General features: G+C 70.4%; 22 protein-coding genes. 1 reads left to right on the plus strand and 21 read right to left on the minus strand.

Going from position 1 to position 24,224, the window contains the following annotated elements:
* Positions 1–265 precede the first annotated feature (265 nt).
* The 8 genes from pyrF to pyrR form a co-directional block, all read right to left on the minus strand.
* Positions 266–1,111, minus strand: coding sequence for an orotidine-5'-phosphate decarboxylase (pyrF, locus tag ACFZBP_RS30470; RefSeq protein ID WP_391417743.1), 846 nt, complete (start codon positions 1,109–1,111; stop codon positions 266–268).
* Positions 1,108–2,223 (minus strand): quinone-dependent dihydroorotate dehydrogenase, encoded by a 1,116-nt coding sequence (locus ACFZBP_RS30475; RefSeq protein ID WP_391417745.1) that lies wholly within the window; start codon positions 2,221–2,223, stop codon positions 1,108–1,110. The genes pyrF and ACFZBP_RS30475 overlap by 4 nt, the downstream gene beginning before the upstream one ends.
* A 51-nt stretch (positions 2,224–2,274) precedes the next feature.
* A complete protein-coding gene (gene carB / locus ACFZBP_RS30480) occupies positions 2,275–5,583 on the minus strand; it encodes a carbamoyl-phosphate synthase large subunit (protein WP_391417747.1) in 3,309 nt (1,102 codons plus the stop codon).
* A complete protein-coding gene (gene carA / locus ACFZBP_RS30485) occupies positions 5,576–6,718 on the minus strand; it encodes a glutamine-hydrolyzing carbamoyl-phosphate synthase small subunit (RefSeq protein ID WP_383458699.1) in 1,143 nt (380 codons plus the stop codon). Before carA ends, carB begins: the two co-directional genes overlap by 8 nt.
* Positions 6,715–7,302, minus strand: a complete 588-nt coding sequence (locus tag ACFZBP_RS30490; protein WP_383458702.1) for a hypothetical protein — start codon at positions 7,300–7,302, stop codon at positions 6,715–6,717. The genes carA and ACFZBP_RS30490 overlap by 4 nt, the downstream gene beginning before the upstream one ends.
* On the minus strand, positions 7,299–8,585 hold the full coding sequence (locus tag ACFZBP_RS30495; RefSeq protein WP_383458705.1) for a dihydroorotase: 1,287 nt from the start codon (positions 8,583–8,585) through the stop codon (positions 7,299–7,301). Before ACFZBP_RS30495 ends, ACFZBP_RS30490 begins: the two co-directional genes overlap by 4 nt.
* Positions 8,586–8,590: 5 nt before the next feature.
* The gene (locus ACFZBP_RS30500) at positions 8,591–9,571 is read right to left on the minus strand and encodes an aspartate carbamoyltransferase catalytic subunit (RefSeq protein ID WP_383458708.1); all 981 of its coding nucleotides are present in this window, start codon (positions 9,569–9,571) and stop codon (positions 8,591–8,593) included.
* 102 nt (positions 9,572–9,673) lie between these two features.
* Positions 9,674–10,246 carry a bifunctional pyr operon transcriptional regulator/uracil phosphoribosyltransferase PyrR gene (gene pyrR, locus ACFZBP_RS30505; protein ID WP_217208510.1) on the minus strand — a complete coding sequence of 191 codons (573 nt, stop codon included), beginning with the start codon at positions 10,244–10,246 and terminating at the stop codon, positions 9,674–9,676.
* A gap of 253 nt (positions 10,247–10,499) precedes the next feature.
* Here pyrR and bldD point away from each other — a divergent pair, with 253 nt between their 5' ends.
* Complete coding sequence (bldD, locus tag ACFZBP_RS30510; RefSeq protein ID WP_062722566.1) at positions 10,500–11,003, plus strand: transcriptional regulator BldD; 504 nt, start codon at positions 10,500–10,502, stop codon at positions 11,001–11,003.
* Positions 11,004–11,178: 175 nt separating this feature from the next.
* Here bldD and nusB read toward each other — a convergent pair whose 3' ends face one another.
* The 13 genes from nusB to ACFZBP_RS30575 form a co-directional block, all read right to left on the minus strand.
* A complete protein-coding gene (gene nusB / locus ACFZBP_RS30515) occupies positions 11,179–11,613 on the minus strand; it encodes a transcription antitermination factor NusB (protein ID WP_391417752.1) in 435 nt (144 codons plus the stop codon).
* Positions 11,614–11,615: 2 nt separating this feature from the next.
* The gene (gene efp / locus ACFZBP_RS30520) at positions 11,616–12,182 is read right to left on the minus strand and encodes an elongation factor P (RefSeq protein WP_015661807.1); all 567 of its coding nucleotides are present in this window, start codon (positions 12,180–12,182) and stop codon (positions 11,616–11,618) included.
* Positions 12,183–12,241: 59 nt separating this feature from the next.
* Complete coding sequence (locus ACFZBP_RS30525) at positions 12,242–13,348, minus strand: M24 family metallopeptidase (protein WP_391417755.1); 1,107 nt, start codon at positions 13,346–13,348, stop codon at positions 12,242–12,244.
* 286 nt (positions 13,349–13,634) lie between these two features.
* A complete protein-coding gene (locus tag ACFZBP_RS30530) occupies positions 13,635–14,516 on the minus strand; it encodes a Pro-rich N-terminal domain-containing protein (protein ID WP_383458720.1) in 882 nt (293 codons plus the stop codon).
* Positions 14,517–14,685: 169 nt separating this feature from the next.
* Positions 14,686–15,777 carry a 3-dehydroquinate synthase gene (gene aroB / locus ACFZBP_RS30535; protein ID WP_391417757.1) on the minus strand — a complete coding sequence of 364 codons (1,092 nt, stop codon included), beginning with the start codon at positions 15,775–15,777 and terminating at the stop codon, positions 14,686–14,688.
* Positions 15,774–16,256, minus strand: a complete 483-nt coding sequence (locus tag ACFZBP_RS30540) for a shikimate kinase (protein ID WP_383458739.1) — start codon at positions 16,254–16,256, stop codon at positions 15,774–15,776. Before ACFZBP_RS30540 ends, aroB begins: the two co-directional genes overlap by 4 nt.
* A gap of 32 nt (positions 16,257–16,288) precedes the next feature.
* Positions 16,289–17,473: a chorismate synthase gene (gene aroC, locus ACFZBP_RS30545; protein ID WP_383458725.1), complete on the minus strand. Its 1,185-nt coding sequence runs from the start codon at positions 17,471–17,473 to the stop codon at positions 16,289–16,291.
* Between the two features lie 184 nt (positions 17,474–17,657).
* On the minus strand, positions 17,658–17,999 hold the full coding sequence (locus ACFZBP_RS30550; protein WP_391417760.1) for a hypothetical protein: 342 nt from the start codon (positions 17,997–17,999) through the stop codon (positions 17,658–17,660).
* 51 nt (positions 18,000–18,050) lie between these two features.
* On the minus strand, positions 18,051–18,890 hold the full coding sequence (locus ACFZBP_RS30555; protein ID WP_391417762.1) for a shikimate dehydrogenase: 840 nt from the start codon (positions 18,888–18,890) through the stop codon (positions 18,051–18,053).
* On the minus strand, positions 18,871–20,580 hold the full coding sequence (mltG, locus tag ACFZBP_RS30560) for an endolytic transglycosylase MltG (protein WP_383459020.1): 1,710 nt from the start codon (positions 20,578–20,580) through the stop codon (positions 18,871–18,873). The genes ACFZBP_RS30555 and mltG overlap by 20 nt, the downstream gene beginning before the upstream one ends.
* A 124-nt stretch (positions 20,581–20,704) precedes the next feature.
* Positions 20,705–21,169 (minus strand): Holliday junction resolvase RuvX, encoded by a 465-nt coding sequence (gene ruvX, locus ACFZBP_RS30565; RefSeq protein WP_062722783.1) that lies wholly within the window; start codon positions 21,167–21,169, stop codon positions 20,705–20,707.
* A gap of 35 nt (positions 21,170–21,204) precedes the next feature.
* A complete protein-coding gene (gene alaS, locus ACFZBP_RS30570) occupies positions 21,205–23,877 on the minus strand; it encodes an alanine--tRNA ligase (protein WP_391417764.1) in 2,673 nt (890 codons plus the stop codon).
* Positions 23,877–24,221: a hypothetical protein gene (locus ACFZBP_RS30575; RefSeq protein ID WP_383459029.1), complete on the minus strand. Its 345-nt coding sequence runs from the start codon at positions 24,219–24,221 to the stop codon at positions 23,877–23,879. The genes alaS and ACFZBP_RS30575 overlap by 1 nt, the downstream gene beginning before the upstream one ends.
* Between the last annotated feature and the right edge of the window lie 3 nt (positions 24,222–24,224).

The following is a 24,224-nucleotide window of genomic DNA, read 5'->3' on the forward strand; positions in this document are numbered from 1 at the left end:
CGGACCGGTGAGGAACCTAGTCGCCCCACACCTGGGGAGCCACGAGCAACACGCTTGCCCGTTGACTCTCGTCGGAGACTAGCGGCCAAGTCCGCCAGAGTCAGCGAGAACAGCGGAAAAGTCCTGGTCAGCCTCCGTCAGGCCAGACATTTAGGACATAATGCCCTGGATTTGAGGATGTATTCAGACTCAAGTCGGCCGGGAGCCACTCGGCGAAGCACTCATCGGAGGATTCACCGAGCGGCTCGAACGCCCCTGACGGCGGTCAAGCACCCGACACAGCGACCCTGACCTCTTCGGCGAAGCGTGACGCGGCGTCACGCAGCGCGACGACATCGGGGCCGTGCCGCAGCACACCCCGGCTGACGTTCGGCACCACATTGCGCGCGGCGGCGCCGAAGACCCGGGGAAGATCCGCCGGCGTGGCCCCCTGGGCCCCGATGCCGGGAGCGAGCAGCGGGCCGTTGATGTCGAGCTCGTACGACGACAGGTCGCCGAGCGTGGCGCCGACGACCGCTCCGAAGGAGCCCAGCGGCTCCTCCCCCACGTTCTCGGCCGCCAGGTGCGCCAGCATCGTCGCGCCGACGGTACGGCCGTCCGCGCGGATCGCGTGCTGGACCTCGCCGCCCTCCGGGTTCGAGGTGAGCGCGAGCACGAACAGACCGGTGCCGCTCTCCCGGGCCAGCGCGACGGCGGGTGAGAGCGAGCCGTAGCCGAGGTACGGCGAGACGGTCAGCGCGTCGGAGAAGAGCGGCGAGTCCTTGCGGAGGAAGGACTCGGCGTACGCGGCCATGGTCGAGCCGATGTCGCCGCGCTTGGCGTCCATCACCACCAGCGCACCGGCCGCCCGTGCCTCCTCGACCGACTTCTCCAGTACGGCGACGCCGCGCGAGCCGAAGCGCTCGAAGAACGCGCTCTGCGGCTTGAGCACGGCGACCCGGTCGGCCATCGCCTCGACGACCGTGCGGCTGAACCGCTCCAGACCGGCCACGTCGTCGTTCAGACCCCACTCGGAGAGCAGGGAGGCGTGCGGGTCGATGCCGACGCACAGGGGGCCACGCTCGTCCATCGCGCGGCGGAGGCGTGCACCGAAGGGCTCCAGGACAGTCATGCGGCTTCCTCTGCCTTCCTGACGTCGGCGCCGACCGCGTCGGCGAGGGTGGCGTACGGGCTGGTCCGCAGGCGGGCGGCGAGCCCCTTGTGGATGGCGCGGCCCCAGAAGGGGCCCTCGTAGACGAAGGCGCTGTAGCCCTGGACCAGCGTGGCGCCGGCCAGGATGCGCTGCCAGGCGTCCTCGGCGTTCTCGATGCCGCCTACGCCCACAAGGGTGATCCGGTCGCCCACGCGCGCGTACAGGCGCCGCAGCACCTCCAGGGAGCGTGCCTTCAAGGGCGCGCCGGAGAGGCCGCCGACCTCCTTGACCAGCGAGGGTTCGGATTTCAAACCGAGGCCGTCGCGCGCGATGGTGGTGTTCGTGGCGATGATCCCGTCCAGACCGAGCTCCACGGCCAGGTCGGCGACCGCGTCGACGTCCTCGTCGGCGAGGTCCGGCGCGATCTTCACCAGCAGCGGCACACGGCGGCTGGCCACCGTGCGGTCGGCGGCCTCGCGGACGGCGGTCAGCAGCGGGCGCAGCGACTCTGTGGCCTGGAGATTGCGCAGGCCGGGCGTGTTGGGCGAGGAGACGTTCACCACGAGGTAGTCGGCATACGGCGCCAGCCGCTCCGTCGACTTCACGTAGTCACCGGCGGCCTCCGCCTCCGGGACGACCTTGGTCTTGCCGATGTTGACGCCCACGACGGTCCTGAAGACCGGCTCACGGGACGCCAGCCGGGCCGCCACGGCCAGGGAGCCCTCGTTGTTGAAGCCCATGCGGTTGATCAGCGCCCGGTCCTTCACGAGGCGGAACAGCCGCTTCTTCGGGTTGCCCGGCTGGGCCTCCCCCGTGACGGTGCCGATCTCGACGTGGTCGAAGCCCAGCATCGACATGCCGTCGATCGCGACCGCGTTCTTGTCGAAGCCCGCGGCGAGCCCGAAGGGGCCGTGCATCCGCAGCCCGAAGGCCTCGGTCCGCAGTTCCTCGAACCGGGGCGCGAGGGCGGCCGCGACGAAGGTGCGCAGCACGGGGACGCGGGCGGCGAGCCGGATCCAGCGGAAGGCCAGGTAATGGGCCTGCTCCGGGTCCATCCGCTTGAAGACGAGATTGAAGAAGATCTTGTACATGGTTCCCTCACGAAGAGGGGGACACCGTTTCCGGTGTCCCCCTCAGGGCTGCTAGTCGCGGGCCGCGGTCAGGTGTTCCGCGTGTTCCTGGAGCGAACGGACGCCCACGTCGCCGTGGTTGAGGGCGTCGATGCCCTGGACGGCGGCGGCGAGCGCCTGGACCGTCGTCAGGCACGGGACCGACCGCGCCACGGCCGCCGTACGGATGTCGTAGCCGTCGAGGCGGCCGCCGGTGCCGTACGGGGTGTTGACGATGAGGTCGACCTCGCCGTCGTGGATGAGCTGGACGATGGTCTTCTCGCCGTTCGGGCCGGTGCCCTCGGACTGCTTGCGCACGACGGTGGCGTTGATGCCGTTGCGCTTGAGGACCTCGGCCGTACCGGACGTGGCGAGCAGTTCGAAGCCGTGGGCGACCAGCTCGCGCGCGGGGAAGATCATCGAGCGCTTGTCGCGGTTGGCGACCGAGATGAACGCGCGGCCCTTCGTCGGCAGCGGGCCGTAGGCGCCCGCCTGCGACTTGGCGTACGCCGTGCCGAAGACGGAGTCGATGCCCATGACCTCGCCGGTGGAGCGCATCTCAGGGCCGAGGACGGTGTCCACGCCGCGGCCGTGGATGTCGCGGAAGCGCGACCACGGCATGACGGCCTCCTTGACGGAGATCGGTGCGTCGAACGGGAGCTCGCCGCCGTCGCCGTTCGCCGGGAGGAGCCCCTCGACGCGCAGTTCGGCGATGGTCGCGCCCAGCGAGATCCGGGCGGCGGCCTTGGCCAGCGGCACCGCGGTCGCCTTCGAGGTGAAGGGCACCGTGCGGGACGCGCGCGGGTTGGCCTCCAGGACGTACAGGATGTCGCCGGCCATCGCGAACTGGATGTTGATCAGGCCGCGTACGCCGACGCCCTTGGCGATGGCCTCCGTGGAGGCCCGCAGACGCTTGATGTCGAAGCCGCCCAGCGTGATCGGCGGCAGCGCGCACGCGGAGTCGCCGGAGTGAATGCCGGCCTCCTCGATGTGCTCCATGACGCCGCCGAGGTAGAGCTCGGTGCCGTCGTAGAGCGCGTCGACGTCGATCTCGATCGCGTCGTCCAGGAACCGGTCGACGAGGACCGGCCGCGAGGGGCTGATCTCGGTCGACTCGGCGATGTAGGACTCCAGCCGGGTCTCGTCGTAGACGATCTCCATGCCGCGCCCGCCGAGGACGTATGAGGGCCGTACGAGGACGGGGTAGCCGATCTCGTCCGCGATGGCCTTGGCGCCCGCGAAGGTGGTCGCGGTGCCGTGCTTGGGGGCCGGCAGGCCCGCCTCGGCGAGGACGCGGCCGAAGGCGCCCCGGTCCTCGGCGGCGTGGATGGCCTCCGGGGACGTACCGACGATCGGCACGCCGTTGTCCTTCAGCGCCTGCGACAGGCCCAGCGGGGTCTGGCCGCCCAGCTGGACCACAACGCCCGCCACCGGGCCGGCCTGCTGCTCCGCGTGGACGATCTCCAGCACGTCCTCCAGCGTCAGCGGCTCGAAGTACAGGCAGTCGGAGGTGTCGTAGTCCGTGGAGACGGTCTCCGGGTTGCAGTTGACCATCACGGTCTCGTACCCGGCGTCACTCAGCGCGAAGGAGGCGTGGACGCAGGAGTAGTCGAACTCGATGCCCTGGCCGATGCGGTTGGGACCGGAGCCCAGGATGATGACCGCGGGCTTCTCGCGGGGCGCGACCTCGGTCTCCTCGTCGTAGGACGAGTAGAAGTACGGCGTCTTCGCGGCGAACTCGGCGGCGCAGGTGTCGACCGTCTTGTAGACCGGGCGGATGCCCAGTGCGTGCCGCACCTCGCGCACGACGTCCTCGCGCAGCCCGCGGATCTCACCGATCTGCTGGTCGGAGAAGCCGTGCCGCTTGGCCTCGGCGAGCAGGTCGGGGGTGAGCTCCGGCGCCTCGGCGAGCTCGTCGGCGATCTCCTTGATCAGGAAGAGCTGGTCGACGAACCAGGGGTCGATCTTCGTGTACTCGAAGACCTCCTCCGGCGTGGCGCCCGCGCGGATGGCCTGCATGACCGCGTTGATACGACCGTCGGTGGGCCGTACGGCCTCGCGCAGCAGCTCGGCCTTGTCGCCGGGCTCGCCGACGAACGTGAACTGGCTGCCCTTCTTCTCCAGCGAGCGCAGCGCCTTCTGGAAGGCCTCGGTGAAGTTGCGGCCGATGGCCATGGCCTCGCCGACCGACTTCATGGTGGTCGTCAGCGTGGAGTCGGCCTGCGGGAACTTCTCGAAGGCGAATCGCGGGGCCTTCACGACCACGTAGTCGAGCGTCGGCTCGAAGGAGGCCGGGGTCTCCTGCGTGATGTCGTTCGGGATCTCGTCCAGGGTGTAGCCGACGGCCAGCTTGGCGGCGATCTTGGCGATCGGGAAGCCGGTCGCCTTGGATGCGAGAGCCGAGGAACGCGACACGCGCGGGTTCATCTCGATGACGATCACGCGACCGTCCTCGGGGTTCACCGCGAACTGGATGTTGCAGCCGCCGGTGTCGACGCCGACCTCGCGGATGACGGCGATGCCGATGTCGCGCAGGGTCTGGTACTCGCGGTCGGTCAGCGTCATCGCGGGCGCCACGGTGATGGAGTCACCGGTGTGCACGCCCATGGGGTCGAAGTTCTCGATGGAGCAGACGACCACGACGTTGTCGTGCTTGTCGCGCATCAGCTCCAGCTCGTACTCCTTCCAGCCGAGGATGGACTCCTCCAGGAGCACCTCGGTGGTCGGCGAGAGCGTGAGGCCCTGGCCGGCGATGCGGCGCAGCTCCTCCTCGTCGTGCGCGAAGCCGGAGCCGGCGCCGCCCATGGTGAAGGAGGGGCGGACGACGACCGGGTAGCCGCCGAGGGTCTCGACGCCCGCGAGGACGTCCGCCATGGAGTGGCAGATGACCGAGCGGGCGGACTCGCCGTGCCCGATCTTCTGGCGCACGGCCTCGACGACCTCCTTGAAGAGGTCGCGGTCCTCGCCCTTGTTGATGGCCTCGACGTTGGCGCCGATCAGTTCCACGCCGTACTTCTCAAGGGTCCCCGCCTCGTGCAGCGAGATGGCCGTGTTGAGGGCCGTCTGGCCGCCCAGGGTGGGCAGGAGCGCGTCGGGGCGCTCCTTGGCGATGATCTTCTCGACGAACTCCGGGGTGATCGGCTCGACGTACGTGGCGTCGGCGATCTCCGGGTCGGTCATGATCGTCGCCGGGTTGGAGTTGACGAGGATGACCCGCAGGCCCTCGGCGCGCAGGATGCGGCACGCCTGGGTGCCGGAGTAGTCGAACTCGGCGGCCTGGCCGATGACGATCGGGCCGGAGCCGATGACCAGGACGGACTGGATATCGGTGCGCTTAGGCACGCTGGCCCTCCATCAGGGATACGAAGCGGTCGAACAGGTAGGCGGCGTCGTGCGGGCCCGCTGCCGCTTCGGGGTGGTACTGGACGCTGAAGGCCGGCTTGTCGAGGAGGTGAAGGCCCTCCACCACGTTGTCGTTGAGGCACACGTGGGAGACCTCGGCGCGGCCGTAGGGGGTGTCGGAGACCTGGTCGGTCGGAGCGTCCACGGCGAAGCCGTGGTTGTGCGCGGTGACCTCGACCTTGCCGGTCGTGCGGTCCTGCACCGGCTGGTTGATGCCGCGGTGGCCGTACTTCAACTTGTAGGTGCCGAAGCCGAGGGCGCGGCCCAGGATCTGGTTGCCGAAGCAGATGCCGAAGAGCGGGGTGCCGCGCTCCAGGACCGCCTGCATGACGGAGACCGGATGGTCGGCGGTGGACGGGTCGCCGGGGCCGTTGGAGAAGAACACGCCGTCCGGGTTCACGGCGTACACGTCCTCGACGCTCGCGGTGGCGGGCAGCACGTGCACCTCGATGCCGCGCTCGGCCATCCGGTGCGGGGTCATGCCCTTGATGCCGAGGTCGACGGCGGCGACGGTGAACTTCTTCGTGCCGATCGCCGGGACGACGTACGCCTCCTTGGTGGCGACCTCCGCGGAGAGGTCGGCGCCCTTCATCTCGGGGGCCTGGCGGACCTCGGCGAGCATGGTGCCCTCGTCGGGCAGCGCGTTGCCGGAGAAGATGCCGACGCGCATGGCGCCGCGCTCGCGCAGATGGCGGGTGAGCGCGCGGGTGTCGATGCCGGAGATGCCGACGACGCCCTGGTGGCGCAGCTCGTCGTCGAGCGAGCGCCGGGAGCGCCAGTTGGACGGCACGCGCGCGGGGTCGCGCACCACGTAGCCGGCGACCCAGATCTGCTTGCTCTCCGGGTCCTCGTCGTTGACGCCGGTGTTGCCGACGTGCGGGGCGGTCATCACGACGACCTGGCGGTGGTAGGACGGGTCGGTGAGGGTCTCCTGGTAGCCGGTCATGCCGGTGGAGAACACGGCCTCGCCGAAGGTCACCCCCACGGCCCCGTAGGCGCGGCCGCGGAAGATCCGGCCGTCCTCCAGGACGAGTACCGCAGGAACCTTGTCGGCTCCCCTTGTGGAGGTCGTCATCGTTCGGCGCCTTCCGTGCTGTTGGTGTTGATCATGGAGTTAATGACGTCGACCCACTCGTTGTGCTCCGCCGCGTGGTCCGAGCGGAACCCTGAGTCGATCAGCCGGTCGCCGTGCGCCCAGGTCACGACGAGCAGTCCGCCCTCGGTGAGGACCTTGCCGGCGATGCCCTTGTCGAGCCGGGCCTCGCGCAGTCGGTCGGCCGGGACGAAGAAGTCGGCCGCGCCGGGGCGTACGACGTCCAGTCCCGCGTCCGTCAGGGTGAGCTCGACCCGGCTGCGGGTGCCGAGGCCGTGCGCCACGATGCGGTCCAGCCACTGACCTGCCGTGGTCGAGCCGTGGTAGCGGCCGCTCATGCTCAGTCTGGCCGGGCCGGGGTCGTCCGGCGCGCCGGGCAGCTCGGGCAGGTCGCCCTGGAGCGTGCCGCGCCACTTCCAGCCCTCGCGCATCAGCCAGTAGACGAGCGCGACGAAGAGGGCGAGTCCGACGACCCAGCCGACGCGGGCGGCCCAGTCGGTGACTTCGGCCGACTTCTGTTCGGCCGCGAGTCCGGTGCCGGCTGCGAGCAGTGTTGCAGGTGTCACGTGAGCTTCCCGTCGACGAGCGTGGCCTTGCCCCGGAGCCACGTGTGGGTCACACGGCCCGGCAGCTCACGCCCCTCGTACGGAGTGTTGCGGCTGCGCGAGGCGAAGCCCTCGGGGTCCACGGACCCACGGTATTCCGTGTCGACGAGCGTGAGGTTGGCGGGCTCACCAGCCGAGACGGGCCGTCCGTGCCCCTTGGCCTGCCCGATCTCGGCGGGCTTGAAGGACATGCGCTCGGCGACCCCGGCCCAGGTGAGGAGCCCGGTGTCCACCATGGTCTCCTGCACCACTGACAACGCGGTCTCCAGGCCCACCATCCCCATGGCGGCCGCGGCCCACTCGCAGTCCTTGTCCTCGTGCGGGTGCGGGGCGTGGTCGGTGGCGACGATGTCGATCGTGCCGTCGGCGAGGGCCTCGCGCAGGGCCAGCACGTCACGCTCGGTGCGCAGCGGCGGGTTCACCTTGTAGACCGGGTTGTACGTGCGGACCAGCTCGTCGGTGAGGAGGAGGTGGTGCGGGGTGACCTCGGCGGTGACGTCGATGCCGCGGGACTTGGCCCAGCGGACGATCTCCACCGAGCCGGCGGTCGAGAGGTGGCAGATGTGCACGCGGGAGCCGACGTGCTCGGCGAGCAGGACATCCCGGGCGATGATCGATTCTTCGGCCACCGCCGGCCAGCCCCCGAGCCCCAGCTCGGCGGAGACGATGCCCTCGTTCATCTGGGCGCCCTCGGTCAGCCGCGGCTCCTGCGCGTGCTGGGCGACGACGCCGCCGAAGGCCTTCACGTACTCCAGTGCCCGGCGCATGATCACGGCGTCGTCGACGCACTTGCCGTCGTCGGAGAAGACGGTGACCCCGGCGGCCGACTCGTGCATGGCGCCCAGCTCGGCGAGCTTCTTGCCCTCCAGGCCGACGGTGACGGCACCGATGGGCTGTACGTCGCAGTAGCCGTGCTCCTGGCCGAGCCGGTAGACCTGCTCGACGACACCGGCCGTGTCGGCCACGGGGAAGGTGTTGGCCATGGCGAACACGGACGTGTAGCCGCCGGAGGCCGCCGCGCGCGTGCCGGTCAGCACGGTCTCGGAGTCCTCGCGGCCGGGCTCCCGCAGATGGGTGTGCAGGTCGACCAGGCCCGGCAGCAGCACCTTGCCGGCCGCCTCGACGACCTGGGCGCCCTCGTCGGAGAGCCCCGTGCCGACCGCCTCGATGACGGCACCGTCGATCAGCACGTCCTGCGGCTCGCCGCCGAGCACCTTCGCACCACGGATCAGGATCTTGCTCATCTGTCTTACTTCTCCTCGGTGGTACGGGCGTGGGTGAGGGCGGGTTCGTTGCCGCCGAGCAGCAGGTACAGAACGGCCATCCGGATGGACACTCCGTTTGCGACCTGCTCGACGACGGTGCAGCGCTCCGAGTCGGCGACCTCCGCGGTGATCTCCATGCCGCGCACCATCGGGCCGGGGTGCATCACGATGGCGTGCTCGGGCATCCGCGCCATGCGGTCGCCGTCGAGGCCGTAGCGCCGCGAGTACTCGCGCTCGGTCGGGAAGAACGCGGCGTTCATGCGCTCGCGCTGCACGCGCAGCATCATCACCGCGTCGGTCTTGGCCAGGGTGCTGTCGAGGTCGTACGACACCTCGCAGGGCCAGGTCTCGACGCCGACCGGCACCAGGGTCGGCGGGGCGACGAGGGTGACCTCGGCGCCGAGGGTGTGCAGCAGGTCGACGTTGGAGCGGGCGACCCGGCTGTGCAGGACGTCGCCGACGATCGTGATGCGCCGGCCGGCGAGGTCCTGGCCGAGCCCGGCGTCCCGGCCGACGAGCCGGCGGCGCATGGTGAAGGCGTCCAGCAGGGCCTGGGTGGGGTGCTGGTGGGTGCCGTCGCCCGCGTTGATGACGGCAGCGTCGATCCAGCCGGAGTTGGCGAGGCGGTACGGCGCTCCGGAGGCGCCGTGCCGGATGACGACGGCGTCGACGCCCATGGCCTCCAGGGTCTGGGCGGTGTCCTTCAGGGACTCGCCCTTGGAGACGCTCGACCCCTTGGCGGTGAAGTTGATGACGTCGGCGGAGAGGCGCTTCTCGGCGGCCTCGAAGGAGATACGCGTGCGCGTGGAGTCCTCGAAGAAGAGGTTCACGACGGTGCGGCCGCGCAGGGTCGGCAGCTTCTTGATCGGCCGGTCGGCGACCCTGGCCATCTCCTCGGCGGTGTCGAGGATCAGGACGGCGTCGTCGCGGGTGAGGTCGGCGGCCGAGATGAGATGACGCTGCATCTGTCAGGCTCCGTAAGGCAGTTCAATCGGACGATTCGGGGCAGACGGGCGCGCTCGAGGGCGCGCTGAGCGGGCGTACGACCGGGCCGTACGCCGTGGGCGCTACTGGGAGGTCTGCTTGGCACCGAGCAGCACGGTGTCGCGACCGTCCTCCTCGGCGAGCTGGACCTTGACCGTCTCCCGCAGCGACGTGGGGAGGTTCTTGCCGACGTAGTCGGCGCGGATCGGCAGTTCGCGGTGGCCTCGGTCGACGAGGACCGCGAGCTGCACCGCACGGGGGCGCCCGATGTCGTTCAGGGCGTCGAGGGCGGCGCGGATGGTGCGGCCGGAGAAGAGGACGTCGTCGACGAGGACGACGAGGCGGCCGTCGATGCCGTCACCGGGGATCTCGGTGCGGGCCAGCGCACGCGGCGGGTGCATGCGCAGGTCGTCGCGGTACATGGTGATGTCGAGCGAGCCGACCGGGATCTTGCGCTCGGTGATCTGCTCGAGCTTGGCGGCGAGCCGCTGGGCGAGGAAGACGCCGCGGGTCGGAATGCCCAGGAGCACCACGTCGTCGGCGCCCTTGGCGCGTTCGACGATCTCGTGCGCGATGCGGGTCAACACCCGCGCGATGTCAGGGCCTTCGAGAACGGGCCGGGCGTCGGACGCTTGCGTGTCCTGCTGGCTGTCCATACGAAAGGGACCTCCTTCTCCGCCTCACGGGACGGACCTTAAAGGACGTCTGGTTTGCGCCATCCACCGTAGCAGGCCGCCGACCCTCCCCCGTTCACCCACTTGGCCTAATCGGCCACCGATAGCACGGAAGCGTCGGTGTGGACCATTCGGCTTGACGCGCCAGAGTAACGCTGCGTAACCTCACAGTGAGTTACCAACCGCGCGGCATGGAACCCACCCCAGTCGCGTCGACCCAGTGCCGGGGAGCTATATGTCCAGCGAATACGCCAAACAGCTCGGGGCCAAGCTCCGGGCCATCCGCACCCAGCAGGGCCTTTCTCTTCACGGTGTCGAGGAGAAGTCCCAGGGACGCTGGAAGGCCGTCGTGGTCGGTTCGTACGAGCGCGGCGACCGCGCCGTGACCGTGCAGCGCCTCGCCGAGTTGGCGGATTTCTACGGCGTCCCGGTGCAGGAGCTGCTTCCGGGCACCACGCCGGGCGGCGCCGCAGAGCCGCCGCCGAAGCTGGTCCTGGACCTGGAGCGCCTGGCCCACGTCCCGGCCGAGAAGGCGGGTCCGCTGCAGCGGTACGCCGCGACGATCCAGTCGCAGCGCGGTGACTACAACGGCAAGGTGCTCTCGATCCGCCAGGACGACCTGCGCACACTCGCCGTCATCTACGACCAGTCGCCCTCGGTCCTCACCGAGCAGCTGATCAGCTGGGGTGTGCTGGACGCGGACGCGCGTCGCGCGGTCTCCCACGCCGAGGAGGGCTGAGCCCTCTCCCACGGGTCGAGGCCCTTCAGCAGAAACGTGCCGCCGGGGTGGCCGGAACTTTGCGGTTCCGGCCACCCCGGCGGCGTTCTGTGGGCCTGGGGAGGTCCAGAGGTACCGGAATGCCGGAGGGCCCGCAGCATCCCTGCTGCGGGCCCTCCGGCGTTCTTCGAAACCTCTAGGCCTCGTCGCGGCGCAGCGAGGGCTTCAGCTCCTTGAGCCGGCCGAGCAGGCCGTTGACGAACGAGGGCGACTCGTCCGTGGAGAACTCCTTCGCCAGCTGCACCATCTCGTCCAGCACGACCGCGTCCGGAGTCGCGTCGACCCAGATCAGCTCGTACGCGCCGAGGCGCAGGATGTTGCGGTCCACCACCGGCATCCGGTCGAGCGTCCAGCCGACCGAGTACTGGGCGATCAGCGCGTCGATCCGCTTCGCGTGTGCCGCGTAGCCCTCGACCAGCTCCATCGTGTACTCGCTCACCGGCGGCTGCCGGGTGTCGGTCCGGGACAGCCGGACCCAGTCCGCGAGGACGGTCAGGACGTCGACGCCGCGCTGGTCGCCCTCGAAGAGGATCTGGAAGGCGCGCTTGCGGGCCGTGTTGCGGGCAGCCACGGTTAGCTGTTCACCCGGCCGAGGTAGTCGCTCGTGCGGGTGTCGACCTTGATCTTCTCACCGGTGGTGATGAAGAGCGGGACCTGGATCTGGTGGCCGGTCTCCAGCGTGGCGGGCTTGGTGCCGCCGGTGGAGCGGTCGCCCTGGACGCCCGGCTCGGTCTCCTGGATGACGAGCTCGACGGCGGCCGGCAGCTCGACGAAGAGCACCTCGCCCTCGTGCTGCGCGACGGTGGCGGTGAAGCCCTCGATCAGGAAGTTCGCGGCGTCGCCGACGGCCTTGCGGTCGACCATGAGCTGGTCGTAGGTCTCCATGTCCATGAAGACGAAGTACTCGCCGTCCATGTAGGAGAACTGCATGTCGCGCTTGTCGACGGTGGCCGTCTCGACCTTCACGCCGGCGTTGAAGGTCTTGTCGACGACCTTCCCGGAGAGCACGTTCTTGAGCTTGGTGCGCACGAAGGCCGGGCCCTTGCCGGGCTTGACGTGCTGGAACTCGACGACGGACCAGAGCTGGCCGCCTTCGAGCTTGAGCACCATGCCGTTCTTGAGGTCGTTCGTGGAAGCCACGGTTGCGGAATCTCCTGGACTGACGTGGACGACCCCGGCGCACGCGCGTAGCCGACGAGCTAGAGCGCGAGCAGCTCCTTGGTCGTGATGGTGAGTAGCTCGGGTCCGCCGTCCGCCTCGGGGCGGACGACGAGCGTGTCATCGATCCGGACGCCGCCCCGGCCCGGGAGGTGGACCCCCGGTTCGACGGTGACCGGCACGCAAGCGTCCAGTTTACCCATGGCCGCGGGGGCCAACTGAGGGTCCTCGTCGATTTCGAGTCCTACTCCGTGTCCCGTCAAGGGCGGAAGGCCCTGCGCGTACCCCGCCGAGTCCAGCACCTGGCGTGCCGCGCGGTCCACGTCGCGGTAGGCGGCGCCCGGCGCCAGCGACTCCCGTCCGGCGCGCTGGGCGGCGAAGACCAGGTCGTACAGCTCGATCTGCCAGTCGGCGGGCGACGTACCGATGACGAACGTACGGCCGATCTCGCACCGGTAGCCGCGGTACGTGGCCCCCAGGCAGACGGAGAGGAAGTCGCCCTCCTCCACGCGGCGGTCGGTCGGGGGGTGCGCGCGGCGGCCGGCGTTCGGGCCGGTGGCGACGGAGGTGGGGAAGGCGGGGCCGTCGGCGCCGTGGTCGACCAGGCGGCGTTCGAGTTCGAGGGCGAGGTGGCGTTCGGTGCGGCCGACGAGGATGGATTCGAGCAGTTCCCCGAGGGCCTGGTCGGCGATCTCCGCGCCGATCCGGAGGCAGGAGATCTCCTCCTCGTCCTTGACCACCCGGAGCTGCTCGACGGCGCCGCCGAGGTCGGTGAGGCGCAGCCGCGGCACGACCGAGCGGATGGCTCGGTGGCGGGCGACGGTGAGGTGGTGTTCCTCCACGGCCAGGCAGACTCCGCCCTGCGTCGCGGCGAGGTCCGCCGCGGCCACGGCGGGGTCGCCTCCGGGGCCGGGGAGGGCGTGGATCCGCAGTGCCTCGTCGGGGCGGCCCTCATTGGGGCGGTCGTCGGGCGGGCCGGCGCACACGAGCAGGTCTTCGGTCTTGCCGAGGAGCAGCACGGAGCCCTGCGGGGCGGCGCCCGCGAGGTAGCGGACGTTGGCGGGGCGGGAGATCAGCGCGGTGGCGCTGCCGCTGGCTTGGCAGCGGTCCCTCAGCCGGGATCGGCGGGTGGCGTACACCTCTGACATGACCCGAGCGTAAGAGCTCCGCCCGGTTGGCGCCGGTTGGGGGCGTCTGAGTGGGGTGGGTGGATTGTGCCGGTTGGTGGGGTGCTGTTGGCGGCGACGGTGTGCGGCTTGGGGCTGTGAGCCGGCTGCGGGGGTGTGGGGGCTTGGCGCGCAGTTCCCCGCGCCCCTGGGCTGCCAGATCGGGAGCCTCCCCTGGGGAGCTTCCCTGCAGGTCGGCTACCGGATCGGGAGCTTGGCGCACCCTTGGGGCACTTCCCCGTCGGCCAGTGGGTCGGAGGGCCGGCGGCTACCAGGTCGGAGGGCTCGCGATGGAGCGGGAGAGGACGTCGTTGAGGACCTGGGCTGTTTGAGGGACGTCGAGTTGGGAGTTGTCGATGATGGGGAGGCCCGAGCCGTACCAGCCGGCCATGCGGCCGTGGATGCGGGCGACCTCCTCGTCGGTGAGGCGGCGGTTGCCGGAGCGTTCGGCGTTGCGCTCCAGGACGATCTCCAGGCCGGGGAGGAGGACCACCGGGAGGAGGCCGGGGCCCACATGGCGCTTCCAGCCGCCGAGGCCGACCACCGGGCGGTCGGGGAACACCGCGTCGTCGAGGATGCACGAGATGCCGTTGGCCAGGAAGTTGCGCGCGGCGAAGCCGCAGGTGCGGCGGGCGAGGCGGTACTGGGCCTCGGAGTGGTCGTTCCACCCGGACTGGGGGTCGGCGAAGCCCGAGCGGACCCATTCGCGGACGTCGTCGAGGCTGATGTGGGCCGTGGGGACGCGGCGGTGGTCCGCCCAGTACTTGGCGACGCTGGTCTTGCCGGCCCCGGCCGGGCCGATGAGCAGGACCGCGAGGGTCGTGGCGGCGGGGTCGGGTGCGGTCGCGGCGGGCGGGGCGCTCGGCATGCCCACGGGGCCGCCGGGCGGCAGCGGTACGTGGCCGGTGGTCTCGGGCGCGGGCGCCGGCGGGACGTGGGCGTGCTGCGGGGTGTGCGGGGCCGGGCCGGGCGGGGTGAAGCCCGGTGCCGGAGGCGGCGGGGGCACGGGGGCGGATCCCTGGTGCGGGGCCTGCGGGGCAGGGCCCTGATGCGTGCCCGGGTGGTGCGGACCCGGGTGTTGTGCGGCCGGCGTCCAGCCGTGCCCCGACTGGTGGGGCGGCGGCAGCGGAGAACCCACTGCATGCTGCATCCGGTGCCACTCCGTCTCGTCTTCCATGGCCATTGGCGCTGGCAGCAGGGTGTGAACCCCGCCCGCTACCGAACGGTACCGCCCCCGGCCGCCGTTTGGTGAACGGCCGGTGGCGGTCCGAAGTGCCCATCGCCACAGGCGAATCGGACGGAAGGGCGGTTCGCCGGACTTACTGGCCGACTTCGCCGTACGCGGCGAGCAGAACGGCCGGGTCCGGTCCCTCCAGGACGGTGGGCTTGGCCAGGCCGTCCAGCACGATGAAGCGCAGCAGGTTGCCGCGGGACTTCTTGTCGACCTTCATCGTCTCCAGCAGCTTGGGCCACTGGTCGTAGCGGTAGTGGAGGGGGAGGCCCACCGATTCGAGGATCGTGCGGTGGCGGTCGGCCGTCGCGTCGTCCAACCGCCCGGCGAGACGGCCGAGTTCGGCGGCGAAGTGCATGCCGACGGAGACCGCGGCGCCGTGCCGCCACTTGTAGCGCTCGTTCTTCTCGATGGCGTGGCCGAGGGTGTGGCCGTAGTTGAGGATCTCCCGCAGGCCGGACTCCTTCAGGTCCGAGGAGACGACCTCGGCCTTGACCCGGATGGAGCGCTCGATCAGCTCGGCCGTGTGCGGGCCGGCCGGGGTGCGGGCGGCCTCGGGGTCGGCCTCGATGAGCTCCAGGATCGCCGGGTCGGCGATGAAACCGGCCTTGATGATCTCGGCGAGCCCGGAGACGTAGTCGTTGACCGGCAGGGAGTCCAGCGCGGCCAGGTCGCAGAGCACACCGGCCGGCGGGTGGAAGGCACCGACGAGGTTCTTGCCCTCGGCGGTGTTGATGCCGGTCTTGCCGCCGACGGCCGCGTCGACCATGGCGAGCACGGTCGTCGGAACGGCGATCCAGCGCACCCCGCGCAGCCAGGTCGCGGCGACGAACCCGGCGAGGTCGGTGGTCGCGCCGCCCCCGACGCCGACGACGACGTCGGTGCGGGTGAACCCGGACTGGCCGAGCGCCTTCCAGCAGTAGGCGGCGACCTCGGCGGTCTTGGCCTCCTCGGCGTTGGGCACCTGGATGGCGACGGCCTCGTAGCCCTGCTCGGCGAGGTCGGCCCGCAGCGCCTCGCCGGTCTCGGCCAGCGCCTCGGGGTGGACGACGGCGACCCGCTGGGCCTTGTCGCCGATCAACGTGCCGAGCTCGCCCAGGAGTTGACGGCCCACCAGGACCTCGTAGGGCTCGCTGCCCGCGGTGCCGCCGACCTGGATCCGCGTCACTGCCTCGCTCATGCTTCCTTCAACTCCAGTGCGTCCAGGGCGGCTTGGGTGACTTCTTCGGGGGTACGGCCGTCGGTGGCGACGACCGCCGTGGCCACGCCCTCGTACAGATGGCGGCGGGCCTCCATCAGCTCCCGCCACTGCTTGCGCGGGTTGACCGCGAGCAGCGGGCGGGCGGCGTTCAGGCCGGTGCGCTTGACGGCCTCCTCGACGTCCATCGACAGGTACGCCACCCGCTGCCCGGCGAGCAGCGCACGCGTGTCCGGGTCAAGGATGGCGCCGCCGCCGAGGGCGAGGACGCCGTCGTGCTCGGCGAGGGCCCGGTGCACGGCCGCCTTCTCGATCGCCCGGAAGGCGGGCTCGCCCTCGTCGACGAAGATCTCGGCGATCGACCGGCCCTGCTCGGCCACGATGTCGTCGTCGGTGTCCCGGTAGACCACGCCGAGCCGGTCGGCCAGCAGCTGCCCGACGGTGGACTTGCCCACGCCCATCGGACCGACCAGGACGACCACGGGTGCTGGGCTCACCGGATGGCCAGGTTGTCGAGGTAGGACCGCACGTTGCGGCGGGTCTCGGTCACCGAGTCGCCGCCGAACTTCTCGGCCACCGCGTCCGCGAGCACCAGGGCCACCATCGCCTCGGCGACGATGCCGGCGGCCGGGACCGCGGACACGTCGGAGCGCTGGTGGTGGGCCTGCGCCGCCTCGCCGGTGGTGACGTCCACCGTCTGCAGCGCGCGCGGCACGGTCGCGATCGGCTTCATCGCGGCACGCACCCGCAGCAGCTCACCGGTGGTGAGGCCGCCCTCGGTGCCGCCGGAACGGCCGGAGACGCGGCGGATGCCCTCGGGCGTGTTCACGATCTCGTCGTGCGCCTTGGAGCCGGGGACCCGGGCGAGCTCGAAGCCGTCGCCGAGTTCGACGCCCTTGATCGCCTGGATGCCCATGAGGGCACCGGCGAGGCGGGCGTCGAGCTTGCGGTCCCAGTGGACGTGCGAGCCGAGGCCCACGGGGACGCCGTAGGCGAGCACCTCGACCACACCGCCGAGGGTGTCGCCGTCCTTGTGGGCCTGGTCGACCTCCGCGACCATCGCCTTCGACGTGTCCGCGTCGAGGCAGCGCAGCGGGTCGGCGTCCAGCTTCTCGACGTCGGCCGGCGTCGGGTACACACCCTGCGGGGCCTTCACGGAGCACAGCTCGACGACATGGCTGACGATCTCGACGCCGGCCGTCTCCTTCAGGTACGACCGGGCGACCGCGCCCAGCGCCACCCGGGCCGCCGTCTCACGGGCCGAGGCGCGCTCCAGGATGGGCCGGGCCTCGTCGAAGCCGTACTTCTGCATGCCGGCGAGGTCGGCGTGGCCGGGACGGGGCCGGGTCAGCGGAGCGTTGCGGGCGAGGCCCGCGAGGATCTCGGGGTCGATCGGGTCGGCCGCCATGACCTGTTCCCACTTCGGCCACTCGGTGTTGCCCACCATGATCGCGACCGGGGAACCGAGGGTGAGGCCGTGCCGGACGCCGCCGAGGAAGGTGACCTCGTCGCGCTCGAACTTCATGCGCGCCCCGCGTCCATAACCGAGCCGGCGCCGGGCCAGGTGGTCCGCCACCATCTCCGTGGTGATCGGCACGCCGGCGGGAAGGCCCTCCAGCGTCGCCACGAGTGCGGGACCGTGGGACTCCCCCGCGGTCAGCCAGCGCAACCTGCTCAACGGTGCTCCTCAGTGCTCGCGCCCTGGTACTGCCCTGCGTACGCGCGTCCTCGCGTACGTCGACGGCGCGACCAGGTGCGCGGCCCCGGCCCGCCACCTTCGATCCTCCCACGTCCGGGCCCGGTCCCCGGCCGCCGGTCCACCAAGCGGACGGCGGTGCGGCGGCACCGGGCCCCGGAACGGATCACGCGGGGCCGTTGCCCTGACGCTGCTGCGGCGCGTACGCGCCGAGGAAATCGGCACCGCTCGGCTGCCGCTCGGGCTGCGGCGCGGCCTGCTGGGGCGCGTACTGCCCCAGGTAGTCGGCGCCCCGCCCCTCCCCGTGCCGCGCCGTCACCTGGACGGCCTGTCCCGCGCGCGCCGCACGCCGACGGTCGATCCCGCGCTTCAGCTTGAAGCCCCATGACCCGACGACGAGCAGCACGATCAGGACCAGCGCGGGGATCTGCACCCAGTCCGGCATGAACTGCAGGACGGCCTGAACTATCTCGCCCTTGGCGGACGCCAACGGCACACCGGTGGACACCTCTGGTACTCCCCCTCGTTCTTCTCCGCCCCCTGCGGAACTCAGCGGATCCTAGCGGGCCGCGAGAGCGCGCTCCCCCGCTTTTCGCATGGCCTCGACGGGCGCGGGGGCACGGCCGGTCATCTGCTCCACCTGGAGGACCGCCTGGTGCACCAGCAGGTCGAGCCCGCTGACGACGGCTCCGCCGTACATGGACCAGCGCGCCGCGAGAGCGGTCGGCCAGGGGTCGTAGAGCACGTCGAACAGGGTGGCGGGGCGCTCCGGTACGGCCGCGGCGAGGGCGTCCGTCGTACCGGCCGGGGTGGTCGCGATCACCAGCGGGGCGCGCAGCGCCTGGTCCGCCTCGGTCCAGTCCGCCGTACGGATCTCGACGCCGAGGCGCTCGCCCCACTGCCGCATCTCGGCGGCGCGGGCCTCGCTGCGTACGTACGCAACGACCTCACCGGTGCAGACACGCGCGAGCGCGGCCAGCGCGGAGGACGCCGTGGCGCCGGCGCCGAGGATGGCGGCGGAGTCGACCTGTTCGATGCCACGCTCGCGCAGCGCGGCGACCATGCCGGGGATGTCGGTGTTGTCGCCGACGCGTCGGCCGTCCTGTCCGAACACGACGGTGTTGACCGCCTCGACGGAGGCCGCCGTCTCGCTGATCTCGTCGAGCAGCGGGATGACGGCCCGTTTGAGCGGCATGGTCAACGACAGGCCGGCCCACTCCGGCCCGAGTTCCTTCAGGAATCCGGGCAGAGCGGCCTCGTCGATCTCGAACCGGTCGTACGACCAGTCCGTGAGCCCGAGCTCCTCGTAGGCGGCGCGGTGCAGCACCGGGGAGAGGGAGTGGGCGATGGGCGAACCGAGAACGGCGGCCCGGCGGGCGTCAGTTGCCCCTGCTCTCATTGAACTTGTCCTTGAGCTTCAGGAAATCGTCGTGGGTCTTGGCGAATTCCGTGTTGTTCACGCCGTCGGTCGCCACGAAGTAGTACCAACCCTGGTCAGTCGGATTGAGCGTCCCCTTGAGCGCGCCCTCGCCCGGGTTTCCGATCGGGCCGGGCGGCAGACCCTTGTGGTAGTAGGTGTTGTACGGGTCCGGGTTGCTCTTGATCTCCGACTCGCTGATGTCGATGTTGCTCTGACCCTTCAGGTAATTGAAGGTCGAGTCGAACTGAAGGGCGCCGTAGGTCTCGGGATTCGCGAGGTCGAGGCGGTTGTAGACCACTTCCGCCATCTTGCGGTAGTCGTCGTCGGTCTTGCCCTCGGCCTGGACGAGGCTGGCGACCGTGATGACCTGCAGCGGGTTGTCCAGCTTGAGTGCCTTGGCCTTGGCTTCCAGGTTGAGCGCGTCGTACTTGTCGGCGGCCTGGGTCACCATTTCCTTCAGGACCGCTTCCGGCTTCATGCCCTTGGCCGCGGGATAGGTGCCCGGATAGAGGAAGCCCTCCAGCGGGTCCTTGATCTCGCTGTTGCTGTTCGCCCAGCTCGGAAGTCCGAGGCTCTTGTATTTCTTCTCGGCGACCTTCTCGGTGGTGCCGGACGACAATTCCAGCTGTTCGTCGATCGCCTTGTAGACCGCCAGATTTCGCTCACCCGGCCTGACCAGCACGTTGTTCTGGCTCTCGGGGCTGAGCATCATCTCGACGGCGGCAGCGGCGGACATCTGCTTCTTCAGCAGATAGGCGCCCGCCTGGATCTTGTCCCCGTTCTCGTTCTGCTGCTGGGCGGCGACGAACGCGTCGACGCTCTTCACGACGCCGGCCGCCTTCAGCCGCTGCCCGATCTCTGATCCGAACGCGCCCTTGGGGATCTCGACGGTGACCGTCTCGCTCGTGCCGTCACCCGCGTAGTCCGGGGCGTCGCCGAAACGATCCTGGTAAAACTGATAACCGAAATATCCGACTCCGGCGACGCCTCCGCCGAAGATCAGCACGACCACCAGACAGGCCATCCCGCTGCGCCGCTTCTTGGGCTTTCCGCCCCGGCCCTTGCGGTCACCGCGGCCGCGGCCGGCTCCCGACCCGTCGTCGGAGTCGTCCTCGTCATCGTCGCCGCCACCGGCGAAGAAGGCATGTTCGCCCTGGTCAGGGCCGGGGTCCCAGTCGGTCTGGGGCGGTTCCGGCTCGGCCTGCCGACGACTCGGCGGCTCCGGCGGCGGGTAGGCCTCGGGCGTGCCGTAGTAGTCGGGCTGCTCACCGCCGTACCCCGCGGGCTGCTGCCCGTACGGGTCCGCGGGGTCGGGGTACTGGACGTGCTGCTGGGCGCCGTTGGCCCAGCCGTTGTGGTCGTAGGACTGCTGGCCCTGGCCCGCGTACTGCTGCTGTTCGTACTGCTGGGGGTACTGCTGGCCCTGCTCCGGGTACTGCTGACCCTGCTGCTGGTACTGCTGCGCCTGACCGTAGGCGGCCTGCTGGCCGTTGCCCCAGTCGCCGTAGTGCTGCGGCTGCTGCGGCTGCTCCGGATAGTGCTGCGGCTGGCCGCCGTAGGCAGCCTGCTGACCCGAATGGGCCTGCTGCCCTTCCCATCCCCCGTCCCCGAACAACGGGTCCTCGGGATGCCACGGTTCGGAGCCTGGGCCCCGGCCATACTCAGTCATCGATCCCCTAGAGCCGCGAGGCGGCGGTCACGCGGCTGCTGAAGATCCGGTTCCCGTCCCGCCTCTCTTTGTGCGCCGGCTGTTCGAACACCGGCGCATCGCGCGGAACGTTACCGTATCGCGATCAGATAACCACTTCGACGCTCTCTCCGGGTGCTTTACCTGACACCCGTTCGGATTCGAGCGCCTGCTGCAAAATGATCACAGCGGCCGCCTGGTCGATCACCGACCGGCCCTTCTTCGACCTCACCCCCGAGGCGCGCAGTCCCTGGCTGGCCGTCACGGTTGTCATCCGCTCATCCACGAGCCTGACCGGTACGGGCGCGATCATGCGTGCCAGTTCCTGGGCGAAGCCCCTGACCTTGACCGCGGCCGGGCCCTCGCCCCCCTTGAGGGAGCGAGGCAGACCGACGACGACCTCGATCGGCTCGTACTCCTCGACGAGTTGCCGCAGACGGCGGTGGGCCGCGGGGACGTCCCGGCCGGGTACGGTCTCCACCGGGGTGGCGAGAATCCCGTCGGGGTCGCACGAGGCGACGCCGATACGGGCGTCGCCGACGTCGATCGCGAGGCGACGGCCCCGGCGCATGCCCGGGCCGTCACCATCCGCGGGTGTGCCGTCGCTCACTTGGCGGTTTCCGTCACGAGCCGCTCGACGGCGTCGACGGCCTCGCCGACGGCGGCCGGGTTCTGGCCGCCGCCCTGGGCGACGTCCGGCTTGCCGCCACCGCCGCCGCCGAGGGTCTTGGCGGCCGTACGGACCAGGTCACCGGCCTTGAGGCCACGCTCGCGTGCGGCCTCGTTGGTGGCGATGACCGTGAGCGGCTTGCCGTTGTTCACGGTGAACAGGGCGACCACGGCGGCGCGTCCGCCCTGGATGCGGCCGCGCACGTCGAGGACCAGCTTGCGCAGGTCGTCGGCGGTGGTTCCGTCCGGAACCTGGCCGGTGACGACGGCGATGCCGCGGATGTCCTTGGCGGACTCGGCGAGACCGGCGGCGGCCTGGAGCACCTTCTCGGCGCGGAACTTCTCGATCTCCTTCTCGGCGTCCTTCAGCTTGCCGAGCATGGCGGAGACCTTCTCCGGGAGCTCCTCCGGGCGGCCCTTGATCAGCTCTTGGAGCTGGGCGACGACCGTGTGCTCACGGGCGAGGAAGTTGTAGGCGTCGACGCCGACGAGCGCCTCGATCCGGCGTACGCCGGAGCCGATGGACGACTCGCCGAGCAGCTTGACCAGGCCGAGCTGGGCGGTGTTGTGCACGTGCGTGCCGCCGCAGAGCTCCTTGGAGAAGTCGCCGATGGTGACGACGCGGACCCGCTCGCCGTACTTCTCGCCGAACTCGGCGATGGCGCCCTGCTTCTTGGCCTCGTCGATGCCCATGACCTCGGCGTGCACGTCCAGGTCGCGGGCGAGCACCTCGTTGATCTTCTGCTCGACGTCGGTCATCACGGCCGTCGGGACGGCGGACGGCGAACCGAAGTCGAAACGGAAGCGGCCGGGCTGGTTCTCGGAGCCGGCCTGGGCGGCCGTCGGGCCGAGGGCGTCACGCAGCGCCTGGTGGGTGAGGTGCGTGGCCGAGTGGGCGCGGGCGATGGCCCGGCGGCGGAGCGAGTCGATGGAGGCGTGGGCCTTGGCACCGACCGTGACCTCGCCGACCTGGACGACGCCCTTGTGGACGTAGACGCCCGGGACCGGCTTCTGGCAGTCGCGGATCTCGATGACGGCGCCGGTGTCGACCTTGATCTTGCCGGTGTCGCCGATCTGGCCGCCGCCCTCGGCGTAGAACGGGGTGCGGTCGAGGACGATCTCGACCTCGTCGCCCTCGGTGGCGGCCGGGGAGGAGGCGCCGTCGACGAGGATGCCGACGATCGTGGACTCGCCCTCGGTGTCGCTGTAGCCGATGAAGTCGGTCTCGCCGACCTTGTCGGCGATCTCGCGGTAGGCGCCGGCGCCGGCGTGACCGGTCTTCTTGGCCTGGGCGTCGGCCTTGGCGCGCTCCCGCTGCTCCTTCATCAGGCGGCGGAACCCGTCCTCGTCCACGGAGAGGCCCTGTTCGGCGGCCATCTCCAGGGTGAGGTCGATCGGGAAGCCCCAGGTGTCGTGGAGCAGGAACGCCTTGTCGCCGGCCAGCACGGAGGAGCCCGCGGCCTTGGTGTCGGAGACGGCCGTGTCGAGGATGTTGGTGCCGGCCTTCAGCGTCTTGAGGAAGGCGTTCTCCTCGGCGAGGGCGACCTTCTCGATGCGCTCGCGGTCGGTGACGAGCTCCGGGTACTGCTGGCCCATCATGCCGATGACGACGTCGATGAGGTCCTTGACGACCGGGCCGGTGGCGCCGAGCAGGCGCATGTTGCGGATGGCGCGGCGCATGATGCGGCGCAGCACGTAGCCGCGGCCCTCGTTGCCGGGGGTCACACCGTCGCCGATGAGCATCGTGGCCGTACGCATGTGGTCGGTGACCACACGCAGGGAGACGTCCGAGGCGTGGGCGTCGCCGTAGGCGACACCGGTCAGCTCGGTGGCCTTCTTGATGACGGCCATGGAGGTGTCGATCTCGTACATGTTCTGCACGCCCTGCAGAATCATGGCGAGTCGCTCGAGGCCGAGGCCCGTGTCGATGTTCTTGCTCGGGAGTTCGCCGAGGATCTCGAAGTTGTCCTTGCCGACGCCCTCGCCGCGCTCGTACTGCATGAAGACGAGGTTCCAGATCTCCACGTACCGCTCGTCGTTGACGGCCGGGCCGCCCTCGACGCCGAACTCGGGGCCACGGTCGTAGTTGATCTCGGAGCAGGGTCCGCAGGGGCCGGGGACGCCCATGGACCAGTAGTTGTCCTTCATGCCGAGGCGCTGGATGCGCTCCTTCGGCACGCCGACGACGTCGTGCCAGATGCGCTCGGCCTCGTCGTCGTCCTTGTAGACGGTGATCCAGAGCTTCTCCGGCTCCAGGCCGTAACCGCCCTTGTCCTGGGGGCTGGTGAGCAGCTCCCAGGCGAGCTTGATGGCGCCTTCCTTGAAGTAGTCGCCGAAGGAAAAGTTGCCGCACATCTGGAAGAACGTGCCGTGCCGGGTGGTCTTGCCGACCTCTTCGATGTCCGGCGTGCGCACGCACTTCTGGACGCTGGTGGCGCGGTCGAAGGGCGGCTTGACCTCACCCAGGAAGTAGGGCTTGAAGGGCACCATGCCGGCGGGGACGAGGAGCAGAGTCGGGTCGTCCGCGATGAGCGACGCCGAAGGGACGACGGTGTGCCCGCGCTCCTCGAAGAAGCTCAGCCAGCGGCGGCGAATCTCGGCCGACTCCATCAGTGGTCCTCATTCCGGTTGTTCGAGTACGTCGTCCTGTCGACGTACTTCGGGTTGGTGCGGTTCTCGATGGCGGCGAAGCGCCGGGGTGCGGGGAGTTCGGGGTCGGTGTTGATGCCCAGGGCGTCCCCCAGCTCTTCCTCCCGCTGGGCCATGTTGTCGCGGACGTCGAGGGCGAAGCCCACCGCGCGGTCCTTGAGCCGGTGACCTGCCTCGATCGCCTTGTTCGTCGCGGTCGCGGCGAGGCTCTCGGGGGTCAGCTGCTTCAGCTTCCGGTTGACCTTGGTGGTGGCCCACACACCGGCGGCGACGCCCGTGGTGAACCAGAACGTTCGGCGGAACATGCT

Source organism: Streptomyces sp. NPDC008086 (assembly GCF_042957325.1).
GTDB lineage: Bacteria > Actinomycetota > Actinomycetes > Streptomycetales > Streptomycetaceae > Streptomyces.